General features: G+C 46.6%; 12 protein-coding genes. 3 read left to right on the top strand and 9 right to left on the bottom strand.

The annotated features are described in order from the left end of the window. Nucleotide 1 precedes the first annotated feature (1 nt). On the top strand, nucleotides 2-1,477 hold the full coding sequence (locus tag ACOMHB_RS12945; protein ID WP_448216939.1) for a hypothetical protein: 1,476 nt from the start codon (nucleotides 2-4) through the stop codon (nucleotides 1,475-1,477). A 753-nt stretch (nucleotides 1,478-2,230) separates the two neighbouring features. Further along, on the top strand, nucleotides 2,231-3,703 hold the full coding sequence (locus ACOMHB_RS12940) for a hypothetical protein (RefSeq protein ID WP_448216938.1): 1,473 nt from the start codon (nucleotides 2,231-2,233) through the stop codon (nucleotides 3,701-3,703). A gap of 912 nt (nucleotides 3,704-4,615) precedes the next feature. On the opposite strand, the gene ACOMHB_RS12935 is transcribed toward ACOMHB_RS12940, so the two are convergent. From ACOMHB_RS12935 to ACOMHB_RS12915, 5 genes are all read right to left on the bottom strand, one after another. Then, on the bottom strand, nucleotides 4,616-6,019 hold the full coding sequence (locus ACOMHB_RS12935) for an alpha-amylase family protein (protein ID WP_448216937.1): 1,404 nt from the start codon (nucleotides 6,017-6,019) through the stop codon (nucleotides 4,616-4,618). A gap of 253 nt (nucleotides 6,020-6,272) precedes the next feature. Then, nucleotides 6,273-6,947: a LutC/YkgG family protein gene (locus ACOMHB_RS12930; RefSeq protein WP_448216936.1), complete on the bottom strand. Its 675-nt coding sequence runs from the start codon at nucleotides 6,945-6,947 to the stop codon at nucleotides 6,273-6,275. Further along, on the bottom strand, nucleotides 6,944-8,395 hold the full coding sequence (locus tag ACOMHB_RS12925) for a LutB/LldF family L-lactate oxidation iron-sulfur protein (protein ID WP_448216935.1): 1,452 nt from the start codon (nucleotides 8,393-8,395) through the stop codon (nucleotides 6,944-6,946). The genes ACOMHB_RS12930 and ACOMHB_RS12925 overlap by 4 nt, the downstream gene beginning before the upstream one ends. Beyond that, on the bottom strand, nucleotides 8,392-9,216 hold the full coding sequence (locus ACOMHB_RS12920) for a (Fe-S)-binding protein (protein WP_448216934.1): 825 nt from the start codon (nucleotides 9,214-9,216) through the stop codon (nucleotides 8,392-8,394). Before ACOMHB_RS12920 ends, ACOMHB_RS12925 begins: the two co-directional genes overlap by 4 nt. 50 nt (nucleotides 9,217-9,266) lie before the next feature. Then, a complete protein-coding gene (locus ACOMHB_RS12915; RefSeq protein ID WP_448216933.1) occupies nucleotides 9,267-10,961 on the bottom strand; it encodes an L-lactate permease in 1,695 nt (564 codons plus the stop codon). Between the two features lie 213 nt (nucleotides 10,962-11,174). Here ACOMHB_RS12915 and ACOMHB_RS12910 point away from each other — a divergent pair, with 213 nt between their 5' ends. Beyond that, nucleotides 11,175-11,918 carry an FCD domain-containing protein gene (locus tag ACOMHB_RS12910; protein ID WP_448216932.1) on the top strand — a complete coding sequence of 248 codons (744 nt, stop codon included), beginning with the start codon at nucleotides 11,175-11,177 and terminating at the stop codon, nucleotides 11,916-11,918. 132 nt (nucleotides 11,919-12,050) lie between these two features. Here the strand turns inward: ACOMHB_RS12910 and ACOMHB_RS12905 are convergent, their stop codons facing one another. The 4 genes from ACOMHB_RS12905 to ACOMHB_RS12890 form a co-directional block, all read right to left on the bottom strand. Further along, nucleotides 12,051-12,821 carry a hypothetical protein gene (locus tag ACOMHB_RS12905; protein ID WP_448216931.1) on the bottom strand — a complete coding sequence of 257 codons (771 nt, stop codon included), beginning with the start codon at nucleotides 12,819-12,821 and terminating at the stop codon, nucleotides 12,051-12,053. A 173-nt stretch (nucleotides 12,822-12,994) separates the two neighbouring features. Further along, nucleotides 12,995-13,258, bottom strand: a complete 264-nt coding sequence (locus ACOMHB_RS12900; protein ID WP_448216930.1) for an exonuclease/endonuclease/phosphatase family protein — start codon at nucleotides 13,256-13,258, stop codon at nucleotides 12,995-12,997. 45 nt (nucleotides 13,259-13,303) lie between these two features. Continuing rightward, nucleotides 13,304-14,638 (bottom strand): HlyD family type I secretion periplasmic adaptor subunit, encoded by a 1,335-nt coding sequence (locus ACOMHB_RS12895; protein ID WP_448216929.1) that lies wholly within the window; start codon nucleotides 14,636-14,638, stop codon nucleotides 13,304-13,306. Further along, nucleotides 14,635-16,725 (bottom strand): type I secretion system permease/ATPase, encoded by a 2,091-nt coding sequence (locus ACOMHB_RS12890; protein WP_448216928.1) that lies wholly within the window; start codon nucleotides 16,723-16,725, stop codon nucleotides 14,635-14,637. Before ACOMHB_RS12890 ends, ACOMHB_RS12895 begins: the two co-directional genes overlap by 4 nt. Nucleotides 16,726-16,916: the final 191 nt, after the last annotated feature.

Below are 16,916 nucleotides of genomic sequence, written 5' to 3'. Positions count from 1 at the left end.
TTTGTCATTTACCTCAATTTCGGAGAATAAAAAACAGAAAAATACTTCTCTGTACCCTGCTGTCTTTTTTTTTGTGCCAGTAGCTTTTTCTGCTTGGGAGTTTAAATATTCTAATAGCCTGTCAGAATACTGCGATGAAGACGGCACCAAACTGAAGAGAGACAGTCCATATCAGTATTTCCTGTGCATCTCAAAGAAAAAGAACAAAGCGGCTACTGTTTCAAAAGCTGTGAGCCAGGTTATGCCAATTCCAATGGTGGCTGTTCCAATCAACCCACCGAGCGAACAACCAAACCCTGATGATCCTGAAATTTATTCAGGCTACACCGAAATTGTTATAACAAATACACTTGCAGCAACATCAGCTTCCTCGTCTTTAACTGTTTTAGGAGCAATTAGTCTCAATAAAAATCATGTTGCTGTTAGTGAAAGCGAGCTACCCATTCAGGCTCCCCCTATAGCAATAAAAAATGCCTTAGAAACTTTCAGGCGATCCACTGTATTCAGCACAAACCCTGATGGTACTCCAATCTACTTTACTACTTCTGCCGCGCAGTTGAACTCTGACAGAGCTAGAGCTATTCATGAAGAGATAGGAAAAATAGTAAAACACCTGGATGATCTTGATGAATTGAAAGAAGAAATTCCACATTGGCTCAGAAGAGGCTGGTTAATGATCCGAAGTTACAACCCGACTTTCACTAGATTCAGCCCTGTGGGGGCGTTATTTGTTTCAGTATTTTCACCGCTCTACACAAAGGCACTGAAAAACACTTTTACTGACTATATAGAACAACCTTCTTATAACTTCACAGGCTGCCGTGTTTTTGTCATTATCAACACTGAGAGATTGATAAGGGATATGTACCAACAGGACGTATTGAAGTATGATCCTGAAAATGGTTTCCCCCTATTGACCAGCGCCAATACGGTGAGGGAATTTGTTTTATCAGGCAACAAATCTGTGCGCTCATTTAAGACTAAAGGCGAGTTCGTTAGCTTTTCAGACAACTCACTAAAATGTCAGTGCCCCATTTGCACCAAAACAGGAAGAAATGCGGCCAGTGCATTTGGAGGCTGTCTGGTTCATGGAATAGTATCAGCCGATGACCTTTTCGTTAATAACATGGATGAAGTGACTAATCGACTTGACTCGCCCATTGGTAATATGTCAAAGATTGAAATGTATGTTCAGAACGTCTCAGATCCTAGTTTATTAGACCGACCTTTGAAAACCAGAATCTATAATTTTTTAAACTTCAGTTCTTTTGATGACACGAGTGAAAAGTTTTTTGGTCGGCATTCTCCGTGCCAATGTGAAAGCTGTCCAAATGAACCGACGAAAGAGTCCGAAGCATCTGCAATTTTAGTGACATTTATTGTGAATGGATTAGTGTTTGTTGCTGCAACAGCAATTGCTATAGTCTGCAAAAATGGCATAAGACATTTAGTCATACATGCTGGAGTAGTGCGTTGAAAATTATGATATATAAGCGTAACTCCAGCTATTTTTGTTGCAACATAATCAACGTGAGTTCGACTCAAAAAAGTCAATGGAGCCCAAGTAATTTAGCTATTTTCCGATCGCACACTACACATAGCTAAGCAGAGGCTCCCATGTCTATGACCAATGTACTCTGTGATGTTGATGACTTCTACCTGGTTTTTGAACCAGAATGATATAATCACCATTCTGCTTTGCTATAAATCTGATAGCAGGTCTCATAGCCTACACCCAACAAACCACAAAGCCTCATATTGATATTTCAGCACTAACAGAGGGTGTACCTATGGCTTGCCGAGCATCGAACTCACGTTAATAACGATTAACTGCCCCACTCCATCTTCCACTGAATACTCAAAGAGTTTCACGAGATCAGCAATCAAACCATGCTTGTCTGTCTCTGGTATTCCATTCGTAATCATCAGAATCGAGCGTTTTTCCGTGTCTGACTGTCTCTCTTGCACCGCATGCCACAACCCTGTGAGCATGATTGGTTAAGTCATGACTGTCCATAGCAGAGATATTCCTGCAACTGTTATATCAGACTCCTTAATTAAAACTGTGGGATAAACTCCAGCTTAACACCAGACTCCATAAATAGAAGCTTCTAGTGCTGAGTTATGCTTTAGCAGACAGCAGAGATTAGAAATATTTACCAATGACGTCTATTGTTTAGACTTATATCTAGGCAGTATTTCAGCAGGTTATTTTTTTCATGGCTACAATTTGGCTTTTACCTCAATTCCGGAGAATAAAATACAGAAAAACACTTTTCTCTGTCCTATTGTCTTTTTTTTTGTGTCGACAGCTTTTCCTGCCTGGGAGTTTAAATATTCTAACAGCCTGTCGGAATACTGCGATGAAGACGGCACCAAACTGAAGGGGGACAGTTCATATCAGTACTTTCTTTGCATCTCAAAAAAAAATAACAAAGCAGCTACTTTTTCAAAAACTGTGAGTCAGGTTACGCCCATTTCAATGGAGGCTGTTACAATCAACCAAACGGGTGAACAACCAAACTCCGATGATCCTGAAATTTATTCAGGCTATACCGAAATTGTCATAACCAATATACTTGCAGAAACATCAACTTCCTTGTCTTTAACTGTTTTAGGAGCAATTAGTCTCAATAAAAATCATGTTGCTGTTATTGAAAGCGAGCTACCCATTCAGGCTCCCCCTATAGCAATCAAAAATGCCTTAGAAACTTTCAGGCAATCCGCTGTCTATAGCGCAAATCCCGATGGTACTCAAATCTACTTTACGACTTCGGCCGTGCAGATGAACTCTGACAAAGCTAGAGCTATTCATGAAGAGATAGGAAAAATAGTAAACCACCTGGATGAGCTTGATGGACTGAATGAAGAAATTCCACATTGGATCAGGAAAGGCTGGTTAATGATCCGAAGTTACTATCCAACTTTCACTCGATTCAGTCCTGTAGGGGCATTATTTGTTTCAATATTTTCAACACTCTACACAAAGCCACTGGAAAACACTTTTACTGACTATATAGAACAACCTTCTTATAACTTCACAGGATGCCGTGTTTTTGTCCTTATTAACACTGAGACTTTGATAGAGGATATGTACCGACAGGGTGTATTAAAGTTTGACCCTAAAAAAGGTTTTCCCCTATTGAACAACGCCAATACGATGAGCGAATTTGTTTTATCAGGCAACAGATCTGTGCGCTCATTTAAGACTAAAGGCGAGTTCGTTAGCTTCTCAGACAACTCACTCCAATGTCAGTGTCCCATTTGCACTAAAACAGGAAGAAGTGCGGCCAATGCATTTGGAGGCTGCCTGGTTCATGGAATAGTATTAGTCGATGCTCTTTTCGTTAATGTCATGGACGAAGTGCGTAATCGACTTGACTTGCCTATCGGAAATATATCAAGAATTGAAATGTATGTTCAGAATATCTCTGATCCTCGCTTATTAGAACAACCTTTGAAAACCAGACTCTATAATTTTGTAAACTTCAGTTCTTTTGATGGCACAAATGAAGAGTTCTTTGACCCGCATTCTCCATGCCAATGTGCAAGATGTCCGATTTCAGCTACTAAAGAGACGGAAGCATCTGCAGTTTTAGTGACATTTATTGTGAATGGATTAGTGTTTGTTACTGCAACAGCAATTGCTATAGCCTGCAACAATGGCCTAAGACATTTAATCATACATGCTAGAGAACGGTAATTCGAAAGGCAGTCTTTTCCAACATGAAAAGAGCAAATGTTTTTTTATATCGACCATGACGTTCCAGAGTTTTGAGAAAGCCATTGAAGCCATAAGATAAACCCGTTCAGCCTCAGTATCCAAAGACGGAATAAATACTTTGTGCTCAAGGGCTGAAATGGTTAGATAGGAACGCTTTCTGACTCCAGCCTGAATAAATAATCGCTTTTCCAGACAATCCACACCCGGCTCTAGTCGCTTATGACTATGTTAAGAAAACTAAGCCCTGGCTGGCAGGGCTTGAAATATCTCAGGTTTCCCGGCTGTAATTATTATTGGTGGCCATCCTTGGCCATTACATCCCTCCTGGAACGGGTCTGAGCTTGCCGTGCAAGTAGAATGCAGCATACTGCGTGCCAATATGTAGAATTCAAGGAATCCCAGTGGATTGCGAATCATTAGAAAACTTACAGTATCTATAGATTGGTGGATTACGGGCAGCCATCTGTTACGAATCGAACCTCCTTACACAAAACCCCACACCGCAGGTAAATCATGCAGGGCTATGACAGAAGCAGGCATTCAACAGACCTGTCCCAAGTACTTTCATTATCTTTTTAATGCAGCTCATGAAGGCATCTGGCGACTTTCAGCAAAAATTAGCCGGATCGAACCAGGTTGGCCGAAGAAAATCAGGTATAACCACAGATGATGAAAACCAGACAGGTTTGAGAAACTACAACCAATGGACAAAGGGGGAGCAAAGGACTTGCTTGCAAGATGCATGCAAGGAAGGCCAACAACAGGCTGACGCCATTTCAAAGCTTCTCTGGAAACGTCAATCGCAAGATTGGCGTTTTTTTTCGTCTGGTTGTACCTTTAACAATGCACTTCAGCAATGCGCCAGTCAAAAGTTCTTATCGTGTTAGATCATCACCGCCGCATCCACATTTTAGCCCTACGCCCCGGTATGTATAGCCTATGCCATTGGCTGTTTACTATGAATGTGTCAGCAGGTTCCATGGCATCAAAGTAAGTTTGATGCCAGAAGAATTTGTACTCCTCCGTATTTACCCAATACTCCTGGCCATGTTCACACTTGTTGATACCGACCACCGCAGCGGCGTCTGGCTCACCTCGGCTAAACAGAAGAAAACAATCACCCTGCCCTATTATTCTCATTGGTAGCCCCTGGTTGGCTCTGTGAAATTCGAGCATGGCTTTCAAGGTGCTGGACTTGTATGCATCTACCCAGCGATTATCCCCGCTCTCGTTATGATCGGAGAACACCAGGGGAACTCCTCCATCACGTCCCATGATATAGGCATAGGCCAACTGCTCATCAGTCTCGTCCATGATCAGGTAACGAAAGCCCTGGTTATTAGGAATGTCATGCGTAGTAACAAAAGTTATTGCTCTTCCTGACTGAAGAGCCTGACCATAGGCAAGGGGATCAACAAGAAGGTTCAGGCTACCTCCGATTTTGAAAGCATTATAAAGGCTACTGAATAGCGGGAAATCATAAGCAGCAAAACCTGTACCATCCAGGTATGGTTTCAGAAACCTGTCATATTCAGGGCTTCCCTCTCCACCACTGGTAATGATCTCTCCAAATATGTGCATGCCATGCCTGATGTCAGCTGTAATGACCTGATTTACATGCTCAAGAGGTATATGCTTCGCTGCGTCAATCCTGAAGCCCTTGACCCCCATGTCACGCAAACTCCTGAGATAGTTCTGTTGCTGCTCAACAACCCAGTCATTGTTCACCAGATCGGGCAGACCCGTATCTGGAGGTGCGCCACAAAGCCGCCAGTTTTGAACCTCATAAGGCGAGTTGTAGTTATTGATGCATTTTGAAGGGTTAAAGTCCGGGGCAGAGAAGAGGTTCTTGCTCAGATCGCCAAAAAGCCTCAGGGAGGAGTACTTCGCAGGGCTGACTGTATATTGTGTAAGGATTTTTTGCCCGGGATAATTAAGATCACTCCTTTCAGAAGCTTCGTTAGCCATGTGATTCAGGACGATATCAGCATATACGACCAAATCATAACGTTTAAGGGCATTAAGCATCTGCTTGAAGTCATTAGTGTCACCCAAAGGGTTTTCTATCACACGGTAGTCCTGGGGCTGATACCGAGCCCACCATTTTTTACCGGTGCTTTTCAGTGGAGGGGATACCAGCACCATCTTGTACCCCAGCTTGGATAGCTCATGAGCTTTCTCGCTGACTTCCGAGTATTTCCAGTTGAAAGCATGAAGAATGACGTCGGCGCTACTTTCTTGGAGAGTGAGCAGGAAGAGAAAAACACAGGTGATGTGACGTATGAATTGATGCATGATGAAACCAACATGATCGAAGGAAATGAGTGTTGAAGAATGGAGTTAAGGCTCAGAGCTGAGCAATAACCCTATGTGAGAGGAAAAATTATCTGGATTTCCCATCTCAAAGCAACAGATTCTTAGCATCTTCATCCTCAATTCGCGTAAGCCCCCCAAGCCGTTGAAGGTCTTACGCGAATGAAGATGAGAACCGGTCACAGCAACGCTCAGTTGTTCTCTCTTATACCTCACTAGCAGGACAACAAGCTACCTACTCCACCAGCAGGACAATGAGTTCACGCGGACCATGGGCACCGTAAGCGAGAATGCGGGCAATATCTGCAGTTTTGGATGGTCCGGAAATCAGTAAAGCATTGGTAGGCATTCCTGTGGCCCAGCCTTCCTGCCTAATAACATCGGCCAGGGTACTATATATATGTTTTGCTTTTAGCAGGACAAAGTGGACAGGCGGGACTAACGACATTGCCCGGGGCTCAAACTCATCAGGCCAAATAACCAGGCTGCCAGTCTCGGCAATGGCACTTCGGCAGGTTGTCAGTGTTGCCGGAATATCAAAGAACAGTTCGTCCTTCAGGCTTAACGGGTCGTCTGGCACGGTTTGCAAAATTAACCCGGATTCAACAACGGATTTATGGGTTGCCATACGCCTACCGGTTTCTTTCTCGGAAGACACCAGTAAGCTGTTGATGTTTTTCTCAGAGAGTATCACGGTAAGAAGTTCTGGCCAAAGCGCTTCAGTGGTGAGGTGAATTTCTGTTTTTACCGCAGTCATAGCATTAATAAAATTCTGCATGCGCTGACTCTTATCCCAATCATAACAAGCTGTCTGCCCACAATCGTCAGCCAGAGAAAGACTTGGGTCTTTGCCTGACCCCTTGCGCAGGCGATTTAAAATATTGGTTCTGGATTCAATGCCAGTACTCATTGCTCAGCGCCTTCCTGTTGTTTTTTGTATTGCTTTACCAGACTGTGCAGGCTTCTCTTTGAAGGTTGGGGAGACGCTCGAAAATCTGTCCAGCCTTTCATTTTCGATGGCGTAAGGCCCCTGAGAAGTGTGGCTGAAAGTACAAAACCTCTATAGAGGGCAGGCGAGCTGTAGAGCTTACTCCAACTGAGCCAGACCGCTTTTTCTGTATGGGTGTACTTGGCACCCTGGCCGCGAATAACCGCCTTTTCCCCTTTCTTGAGTTTACGGACTCCCTCATGGCGCAGTCGTCTGAGTATATCGGGAATTGGAATACGTACCGGGCAGACTTCTGAGCAGGCACCGCACAGAGTGGAAGCACTGGGTAAGTCTCTGGTTTCTTCCAGGCCCAGCAGATGAGGAGAAAGTATTGAACCTATCGGGCCAGGGTAAGTGGTGCCATAGGCATGGCCTCCCAGGCGTGCGTAAACCGGGCAGTGATTCATGCAGGCAGCACAACGAATACACTGTAAAGTTTGCCGCATTTCCTGGTCGGCGTAGGGAATGCTGCGACCATTATCCAGCAAAACCAGATGCACTTCTTTTGGCCCGTCTTCCCTGCCTTTACGGGGAGAAGAAATCATATTCACATAAGTGGTTATCGGCTGACCGGTGGCCGAATTGGTCAGCAGAGTCAGCAAAGGCGGCAGGTCGTCCAGGTATTCAATAACCTTTTCTATGCCGGTCATGGCAATATGGATTTTTGGCACAGTGGTGGCCATGCGACCATTGCCCTCATTCTCAACCAGAACAAGTGTACCCGTTTCAGCCACCATAAAATTTACGCCGGTGAGCCCAATATCCGCTTCGTGAAAGCGTTTTCGTAGTTCTTTGCGGGCAGCCTGAATCAGCTCATCAACGTCTTCTGTGTATTCACACTCGTCCAGGTTTTCCTCAAACAGTTGAGCAATGTCTCCTTTAGTCTTGTGAATGGCGGGCATCACAATATGAGAAGGCTTATCCCCAGCCAACTGAAGAATATATTCCCCCATATCTGCTTCTACCGGAGTGATGCCTTCATGCCCAAGAAATTCGTTTAACTCAGTCTCCTCACTGACCATCGATTTGCCTTTGATCATGGTTTTAGCACCGTGATGCCGGGCAATATCCAGAACAATCTGATTCGCCTGCTCAGGCGTTTCAGCCCAGTGCACACGAACGCCATTCTCACGTAATTTCATTTCCAGCTGCTCGAGCAAATCTGGGAGTTTTGACAGCGCTCTCTTGCGAATGCTTGCCCCAAGATCACGCAAGCTCTGCAGCTGCTGATCATCAGTAAAGCGATCACTTCGCTTATCCATCAGGAAGTCCATGGCTTCCCGGAAGTTGGTGCGCAGCAGTGGATTATTCAGATCACGTTCAACCCGCTCGTCAAAGCTCAGGTTCCGGGCCGGAATGCGTTCGTTCATAGATTGTCACCTCCGATCCGTTCCCAGAGATAAGAGGCAAAATGTTCTCCTCTCATTTCCTTTTGCTGGAACTCGAGGGCACCGTTTATATTCATGAGGCAACCAAAGTCTGCACTCACCAGCCGGTCTGCTCCGGTATCAGAAATAGCTTTTACTTTGTCGTTTACCATAGCGCCGGAAATATCCGGGTAACGCACACAGAAGGAACCGCCAAATCCACAGCACTCAAATTCGTGATCCTGGGTAACGCGGGTAACATTGGTGAGAGTATCAATCAAAGCCCAGCCGGTTTGATGAACATTCATCTCTCTTCGTGCAGCGCAGGAAGTATGAACGGCGACCATTTCCGACTTACCTTTATCTTCTGGCTGATAATCCAGTACATGCACAAGGAATTCGGTGAATTCAAACACCCTGTCTGCAAACTTCAGAGCCTGCTGTTCTTCAGGGTGGCCAGCAAAGAGTTTGGGGTAATGCTGATTCATCATGCCACCACAGGAACCGGACAGAATCACAACCGGCCAATCTTCTGGCATGATGCCCATCTGTAGACGGGCCACCTCACGGGCTTCATCATCGTATCCGGAGGTATAGGCGGGTTGGCCGCAGCAGGTTTGCTGTTCTGCAAACACAACCTTGATGCCTTCTCTCTCCAGCAGCTTTAAAGCATCAAGACCCGCTTCAGGCTGCAACAGATCAACAAGACAGGTTCCGTATAAATACACTGTCTCAGGCGGTGAAGGGTAGACTCTTTTTTTGCGGGGACTGGATGTGGGTTGCTGACTGCTGTCGCCCATAGCATTCACGTAAAGTTCAGACATACAGAAAACCTCGACAACAGGAGCCAGGCAGTCTGGCTCCGAATTTCTGGTCATTTGACCAGAGGATCAGTGATTCCAAAAGTGGTCACAGCTAATGCGCCCAGAATACCGGCAAATATCACGTAGTAGATGGTGGGCAGGATGGTCATTCTCAGAGTTGCGCCCTCACGCCCCAGTAAACCAACTGTAGCAGAGGCAGCCACCACATTGTGGATGGCAATCATGTTACCTGCTGCAGCCCCAACAGCCTGCATTGCCACTATCATGGCACCAGAAACACTCAAAGCTTCGGCCACACCAAACTGGAACTGAGACAACATCATGTTACTGACAGTATTGGATCCAGAAATGAAAGCACCCAGTGCGCCAACAGTCGGCGCAAAGACCATGTAAACGCTACCAAAAGTGTCTGCCACAAAGCTGGCCATAGCCACGGGCATACTGCTGAGGCCTGCACCATTTACACCAGAATTAATCAGTATGCGAACCATAGGAATCGTGAACATGAGTACAAAACCTGCTCCCAGCAGAGTACCTGTAGATTCCCCAACAGCCGCTCTCATATCTTTTAGGGAAATACGATGTAAGAAAATTGTAGATAATACCACTGCTACCAGTATTCCTCCGGGTAGATAAAAAGGTTGAATGCTGGCACTGATACCCGCTTCTCCCAGAATATTGCTGAAGCTTAAAGAAACAGATTGGGTGAAGGCTTTAACAGTGTCACTGGTACGGCTAAGAACAAGCAGGACTGCAACCAGTACATAAGGCATCCAGGCTTTTAAAAGGGACATGTCCCTGTTAGCACTTAAGCTGTCCAGTTTGATTTCCAGTTTCCCTGTCCACTCAACAGGCCACTTTTCAGCCGGTGCAAACTGCCATACTTTCTCTGGCATCAGGAAGCCAGCTTTAGCCGCTGTTGTGACGACTGACAGACCTATCAGCCCACCAAGCAGAGACGGGAATTCAGGACCCAGAAAAATGCCAGTGAAGACATAGGGAATGGTGAATGAGAGACCGGCAAAAATAGCAAATGGCAGAATCTGTAAACCTTCTCTCCAGGATTTATTTTGTCCGAAGAAGCGGGTCATCATCATTACCATGAACAGAGGCATCAATGTGCCGACTACTGCGTGGATGATGGCAACTTCACTGGTAATCAGCTGCAAGAAGGCGTCCCAGCTGCCCCCCTGAACCACCAGTTGCTCACCAATCGTCTGGGTATCCAGACCTTTGTTTACCCCAATAATAATGGGTGTACCCACAGCACCAAACGACACTGGTGTACTTTGAATCATCATGCCGACCATAACGGCGGCCAGTGCCGGAAAGCCTATCGCAACCAGAAGAGGCGCTGCGATAGCCGCTGGAGTACCAAAGCCCGATGCACCTTCGATAAACGAACCAAATAGCCAGGCGACAATGATGGCTTGAATACGCTGATCTGGCGTAATCCCCACAAAGCCAGCCCTGATAGCAGTTATTGCGCCGGAATGTTTGAGTGTATTCAGCAGCAGAATTGCACCAAAGATTATCCAGAGCACAGCAATGGTAAAGACAAGCCCCTGCAGCGAGGAAGCCATGACACGTTTAAATGAAACATCCCAGGCAAACACAGCAATACCTGCCGTTATTAGAAAGACTGCAGGCATCGCAGTTCTGGCTGGCAGGCGAAAGCCAAGCAGCAGAACAGCGGTGACAAGAATGGGAGCAAAAGCCAACAAAGCCTGAACACCTGGACTCATGGGAGGTTACCTCTCTTATACTAATTTTGCAGTCAACAAAACACTTAAAAAAAGGATTGGTCTTACCAATTACCCAATTTTCACGCAGAGTAATGATCATGTATGATCACTGTCAATGAATAAATGTTAATTTTTGTTCATTTGAATAAAGATCTTGCAACTACAGATCGAGGCGGTTCCAATACCACCAAGGGCTAATAGAGAGAAAGAGAAGTGAAACAACAAACCCTGGCAGACCGTATTACCGGAAAGCTGGAAACCATGATTTTGGAAGGTGTTTACAAACCAGGAGATCGTCTTCCACCAGAGAGAAAACTGGCAGAGCAACTAGAAGTCTCCCGCCCATCACTACGCACAGCTCTTAAGACACTGGCAGCCAAAGGCATTCTCCGGTCCCGTCAGGGCGGCGGACATTACATAACAGATATCTTGACGCGATCGGTTACCAACCCACTGGTAGACATATTGGGCAAGCACCCGAACGCTCAGGATGATGTGTTGGAATTTCGGGTACTTCTGGAAGGTACCTGTGCATTCTACGCTGCCCAAAGAGCAACAGAAGAGGATAAACAAAATCTGCAGAAGGCCTTCAGGCTCTTGGAAGAGAGTACGGGGACTGATCAGGAAAGTCAGGCAGACCTTGCATTTCACCTCGCTATTGCTGAGGCCTCTCACAACATTATCCTTCTGCAAGCCATGCGCGGTATTTTCAGCCTTTTGGAGCATAATATTGCCGCCAATATTGGCGGTATGTATAACAATCAGGAAACGGGTACCCAGCTGCTTCAGCAGCATAGAGACATTATGGCAGCCATACTGGCAGGCCAGGCTGAACAAGCTCGCCTGGCTGCAGAAGAGCACGTAATTTATGTTCGGGTAACACTGGCAGGTGAAGATAAAAAACAGATCAGGCAGCTCCGAGCCAGACGACGTGCAGGCTCGCTGGAGGCAATTTGATGACCCACAGATTTTAAGGACGAGGCCTAATTTAATGAAGTGGTGGCACATCAGGTCTACAAATAGACATTAGCCTCTAGAGGCTTTTCAGAACGACTATTGGCATCACCTCTTATCCCAATGAGCAGAGCATCATTTGCTTTCCTCTTGTGCAAAAAAACGACGTCGATAGTCTTCCACTTGTTTCTGATAGTAGGACTGCCAACGCTCCCCAGCAAGCTCAGAGTCCTGACCAGCCCTCTGCATGGCCAGTTGTGCTTTGAGCTCTCGTAACCCTGCCTGATAATCCTGAACGTTTTGTTGCTGCTCAATCAATTGCTGTTGCCGCTTTATTATCACAAACTCTTGTTCACGACTTAAATAATGTTGAGCCAGCGCTGTTCTGACTTGCTCTCGTTCTGAAGCTGTATATTGCTCAGGCATTAGCGATAACGCCTGTTCATACTGAGCTGTCTTGGTCGTTAATCCAAATACATCGTCTTCACTCTGCCATTTTTCTCGTAACGACAGGTAACGATCAACAAACTCATCAGAAGGAAGCTCTTTCAGGCTTTGCGCATCCAGCTTGTAGTCGTATAAGGCAAATTCATCAGCAAAAAAAGCAAAGCCATCCTTGGTCCAGACGCGGAACGCTTCTTGCCTGACCTTATTCACTTGCTCTTTCAGCGTTTTCAGATCTGACAACGCCATATCTCCCAATACTCGCTGCCACCGGGCATTTATGGTGAGGTATTGACTCACCAGATGAAACCGCTCGTCGGTCAATTGATGCTTGAGCTTTATTAACTGTTCAGAGCAATTGTTTTGTTGTTGACAACGTTGCCAAAAATCCGCCAGAGCCTGTCGCAACTGGCGACCTTCACCAACACTCAGCGCATCGCTGTCAAAAGGCTGCTCACTCATAGCAGTCTCATTATCAGTCTTTGCCGACGCTTTACTATGCTCAAGCGTTGGTAATTCAGCATCCTGTTTTGTAACCGCAAGATAAGGAGCTCTGCTTAGTTCCCCTTCACTACTCTTTACGAACCAGACTGTATAACCGAGCCCTAGTATCACGAATAGCCATACACCATACTTCATTCTTTAATCACTGCCGTTACAGGAAAGTGATCTGACAGATTCCAGTGCTTCCACAATGCGTCATCGGTGGTTCGAGGGACATCCACTCGGTTAATCGTGGATTGCTTACGACCAAATTCAGTGCTGAGCATTACATAATCCAGATACTCAACATTCTCACCTCCTGAGCCTGGATTACCCGCATAGTCGTTGATTCGTGGGTCAAATGTCGATGAGGTATACCCTGTATACACTGGCTCAGCCACCTGCAAGTTAGCCACCAACTACAATCCGGAAATACATATTGTGCCTGATTCAAGTTCGTTTCATTGTATGGCTTTCAGGACTGGCGCCATCACATAATTCATGACGGTTCTCCTCCCGGTAAGCACATCGACTACGGCTGTCATACCTGGCAGAACAGGCCACTGATCTTCAGTGGTGGGTAACTTTACCCTGATCCGGTAATAAGGCTGCCCCCGATCATCTTCCAGCGTGTCCGCACTGATCGACTCCAATGTTCCCTTAAGACTTCCGTAGGAAGCATTTTCATAAGCCGTCAGTTTCACCTGGGCATTCTGACCTGATCTCAGAAAAGCAATATCCGATGGTTTCACCTGAGCTTCAACCACCAGACTGTCCCCTTCAGGGACAATTTCAATCAACGTGGCACCGGGTTGAATAACACTGCCCGGCGTATTCACATGGACCACTTTTATCAGCCCACTGACAGGGGCTGAAAGCGATGTTCTGTGGACTTTGTCCTTAAGCCCCACCTGCCCTTCAGTCAATCTTCCCAAACGCTCGCGAGCCGACTGCAGTTCCTTTTGGACATCTGCCCGGTAGCGCACAGCTGTGCTTCTGTAGCGACTGCGGGCTTCACTCAAAGCGGATGCCAGCCTGGGCTCCATCAATTTTGCACTCTCTAGCTCGCCTTTCAATTCATTGGCTCGACGCTGCAGCCCCAGAATATCCACTTGAGTGACCAGCCCTTCGCGAACGAGAGGCTCTTTCAGCTTCAGTTCTTCTTCGATAAGGCTGTCACTTCGGCTCAGGGTTTTTATTTTCTGTCGATGCTCTTTCAGCTCCTGACTCTTCTGACTTTCCTGGATAGACAATATATCGAGCTGACTTATAAACGACTCTAATCTCTTGTCAAGAATGGCATTCTGCTGTTCAAGTCTCATCAAATCAACAGGTTCTGCATGGAATTTATCCGGTAATTCGGATCGAGTAATCTGCCATTGACCTTCCTTCTCGTGGAGTGAATTCAATTCCACTTCAAGTCTTAGAACTTCCCATGCTGTGTCTTCCAGTTCGGTTTCATTCACCATCAAGCTGGACCGGTAACGGGTTTCATCTACCTGCACCAGTGTATCGCCCCTGTTGACATGATCCCCCTCCCTGACCCCTATCCACTTCAATATGCCACCGTCCAGACTCTGTACCAGCTGCACCCGGCTGTCAGGTACTACCCGACCATAACCGGTGACAACCTCGTCAAGTTCCGCCCAGCATGACCAGAGAATCAGCACAACGAGAAGAGCCAGAAGCATCCAGACAAACCATCGGCTGTGAACAGAAAGATCAAGCAGTCTAGCCTGATCGCGGCTTCCAGCTGTTTCTAGTAACCATCTCTGCCAGCGACTTTCTTCCTTCATGACGACTCAGCCCTGATGTCTTCTCTGGCCTTATCTGAAACCAATCGCCCTCCATCTAGCAGAATAACTCTACTGACCACATCCAAAAGACTGCTTCTATGCGTCATCAATATCAATGTGGTGGTGGCTGGAAGATCAGCAAGAGTCTGACGTATCTGGTCCTCCAACAGGCTGTCCATATGAGCAGTGGGCTCATCCAGCACCAGCACATCGGGCTTATTCAAAAGAACTCTGGCCAAAGCGACAGCTTTACGCTGACCACCAGAGAGCCTCTGTCCAGCTTCTCCAACATGGTATTCCAATCCAGCCAGTGACATCCCTGTAAAAGCACTGACTCCAGATGCCTTTACTGCAACTAAGAGAGCTGCTTCTTCAATGTCGTTATGACCCAGAATAATGTTGTCTTTTATCGTGCCATGGAAAAGCCAGGGCTCCTGGGCAAGAAAACCAACTTTCTTCCTCAAGTGGCGAGGATGAATATCATTGATATCAATATCATCCAAGGTGATTCGTCCCTGTTCGGGCGTATAGAGCGCAGCCAGAGTTCTGGCCAGCGTTGACTTGCCGGAACCAGACCGTCCCACAATAGCTACTTTTTCACCTGATGGAATCTTCAGAGTCAAGTCCACCAGCGCAGGCACTGCTGCGCCCGGATATTTGAAGGACACCTGCTCAAAGCCAATCCTGCCTTCGAGCCGACCCAGATTGCGAAAATGATGGCCGGTCTGTTGTTCATCCGGTTGAGCCATTAATTGCCCGGTGACCCTGAAGGCAGTCTTTGCCTGATGGTAGCGGGTTGCCAATAGAGCCAGTTGCATGAAAGGAGCCATAGCTCTGCCGGTTAACATCATAACCGCTATGAGCGCCCCCAGATTGATCATGCCAATGCTGATGGCATTCACCCCGTAATAGATAACGGCCACTGTCGTCAGCTGCTGTGCACAAAGTGCAACCACCGTCACTGTTCCGGTGATCGTCCGAGTCTTTAACCCCCAGGTGGCCATTTGACCTACAGCCTGCTCCCAACGTTTTTGGAAACGCCACTGTGCACCCGCCAGCCTCAGAGTTTCCATACCGGTCAGGCTTTCAACCAGATCTCCCTGCTTTCTTGCTGACAAGCGCTCACCCTCTTCTATAGTGCGGCGCAATGCGGGTTGTATCAACAAACTCACCAGAACCATCAACGCAATGGCAACAATGTGTATCCAGACCAGTCCGCCGGCAAGAAGACCAATCACCAAAAGAAAAACCAAAACAAAAGGAATATCCACCACAGCGATAAGGCAGGTGGACGTAAGAAATTCCCTGATGGCGTCAAAGTCCTGAAGCTGCCGGGCGAATGCTCCTGTGGAAGCAGGTTTGGCTGATAACTGCATAGCCATAACCTTGGCATAAATCCGGCTGGCTATCAGCAGGTCAGACTTTTTGGCAGCCAGATCAATAAACCGGTTTCTCAGGTATCTGCAGGAAAACTCAAAGACAATGACCAACAATATTCCTAATGTCAGAGCATTGAGCGTTCCCATGGCCATACCCGGGATCACCCGGTCATAGACCAGACGAACAAACAGGGGAACAGACAGCGCAAAGAGATTAACCAGCAGTGAAACCAGCAATATCTCCCGATAGATGGCCCTTCCGGCCAGAAGAGCCCCCCAGAGCCAGTGCTCATGCAAAGCGGGCTCCAGGTCCGGTTCTCGATCGTCTCTGATACTGGCAGGACTAAACAGAATAAGAACATCACGGGTGCTTTTCTGAAACTCTTCAACTAAAAAACTGTAAGGTTTTAATGGCTCCGAAGGATTCAGCAGCCTGACTTTCCCATCCTCAACAGCAAGAATAATGATGGGCAAATCCTGCCACCATGCCAGGCAAGGAAGGCTACCCTTTGGCAGACCCGCTTCGGAAAGGTTTAGTGCTTTCTCATACGTCAGTAGTCCTGCATTTTCAGCCGCTCTTCTAAGCAGATGCTCAGGAATAAATCCATCCTCAAGAGGAAGACCCGATAAAACAACTTCAGGAGAGACCGACCGTTCATAATAGTTTGCCAGCCAGACCAGGCAATTCAGTATGGGATCCCGGCTCATTTCGCTCGCCTTAGTCATGTTCTCAACGACAGTGGAACGCTAAGTTAGAGTAGAGCATGAATATCAGGACCGCCATAATCCCTCGAAAGGTCTCACCATTCATGCAGCAATAAAGAAAAAGCAGACCGGAGGAAAATCACCTACCCTTAAATAGTTCTAGCTCCATCTGTTTTTTTCGCCACCGTTCTTTA

This window comes from Endozoicomonas sp. 2B-B (genome assembly GCF_053470045.1).
Note: the sequence above shows the minus strand (reverse complement) of the source record. Positions and strands in the feature narration are given on the sequence as shown.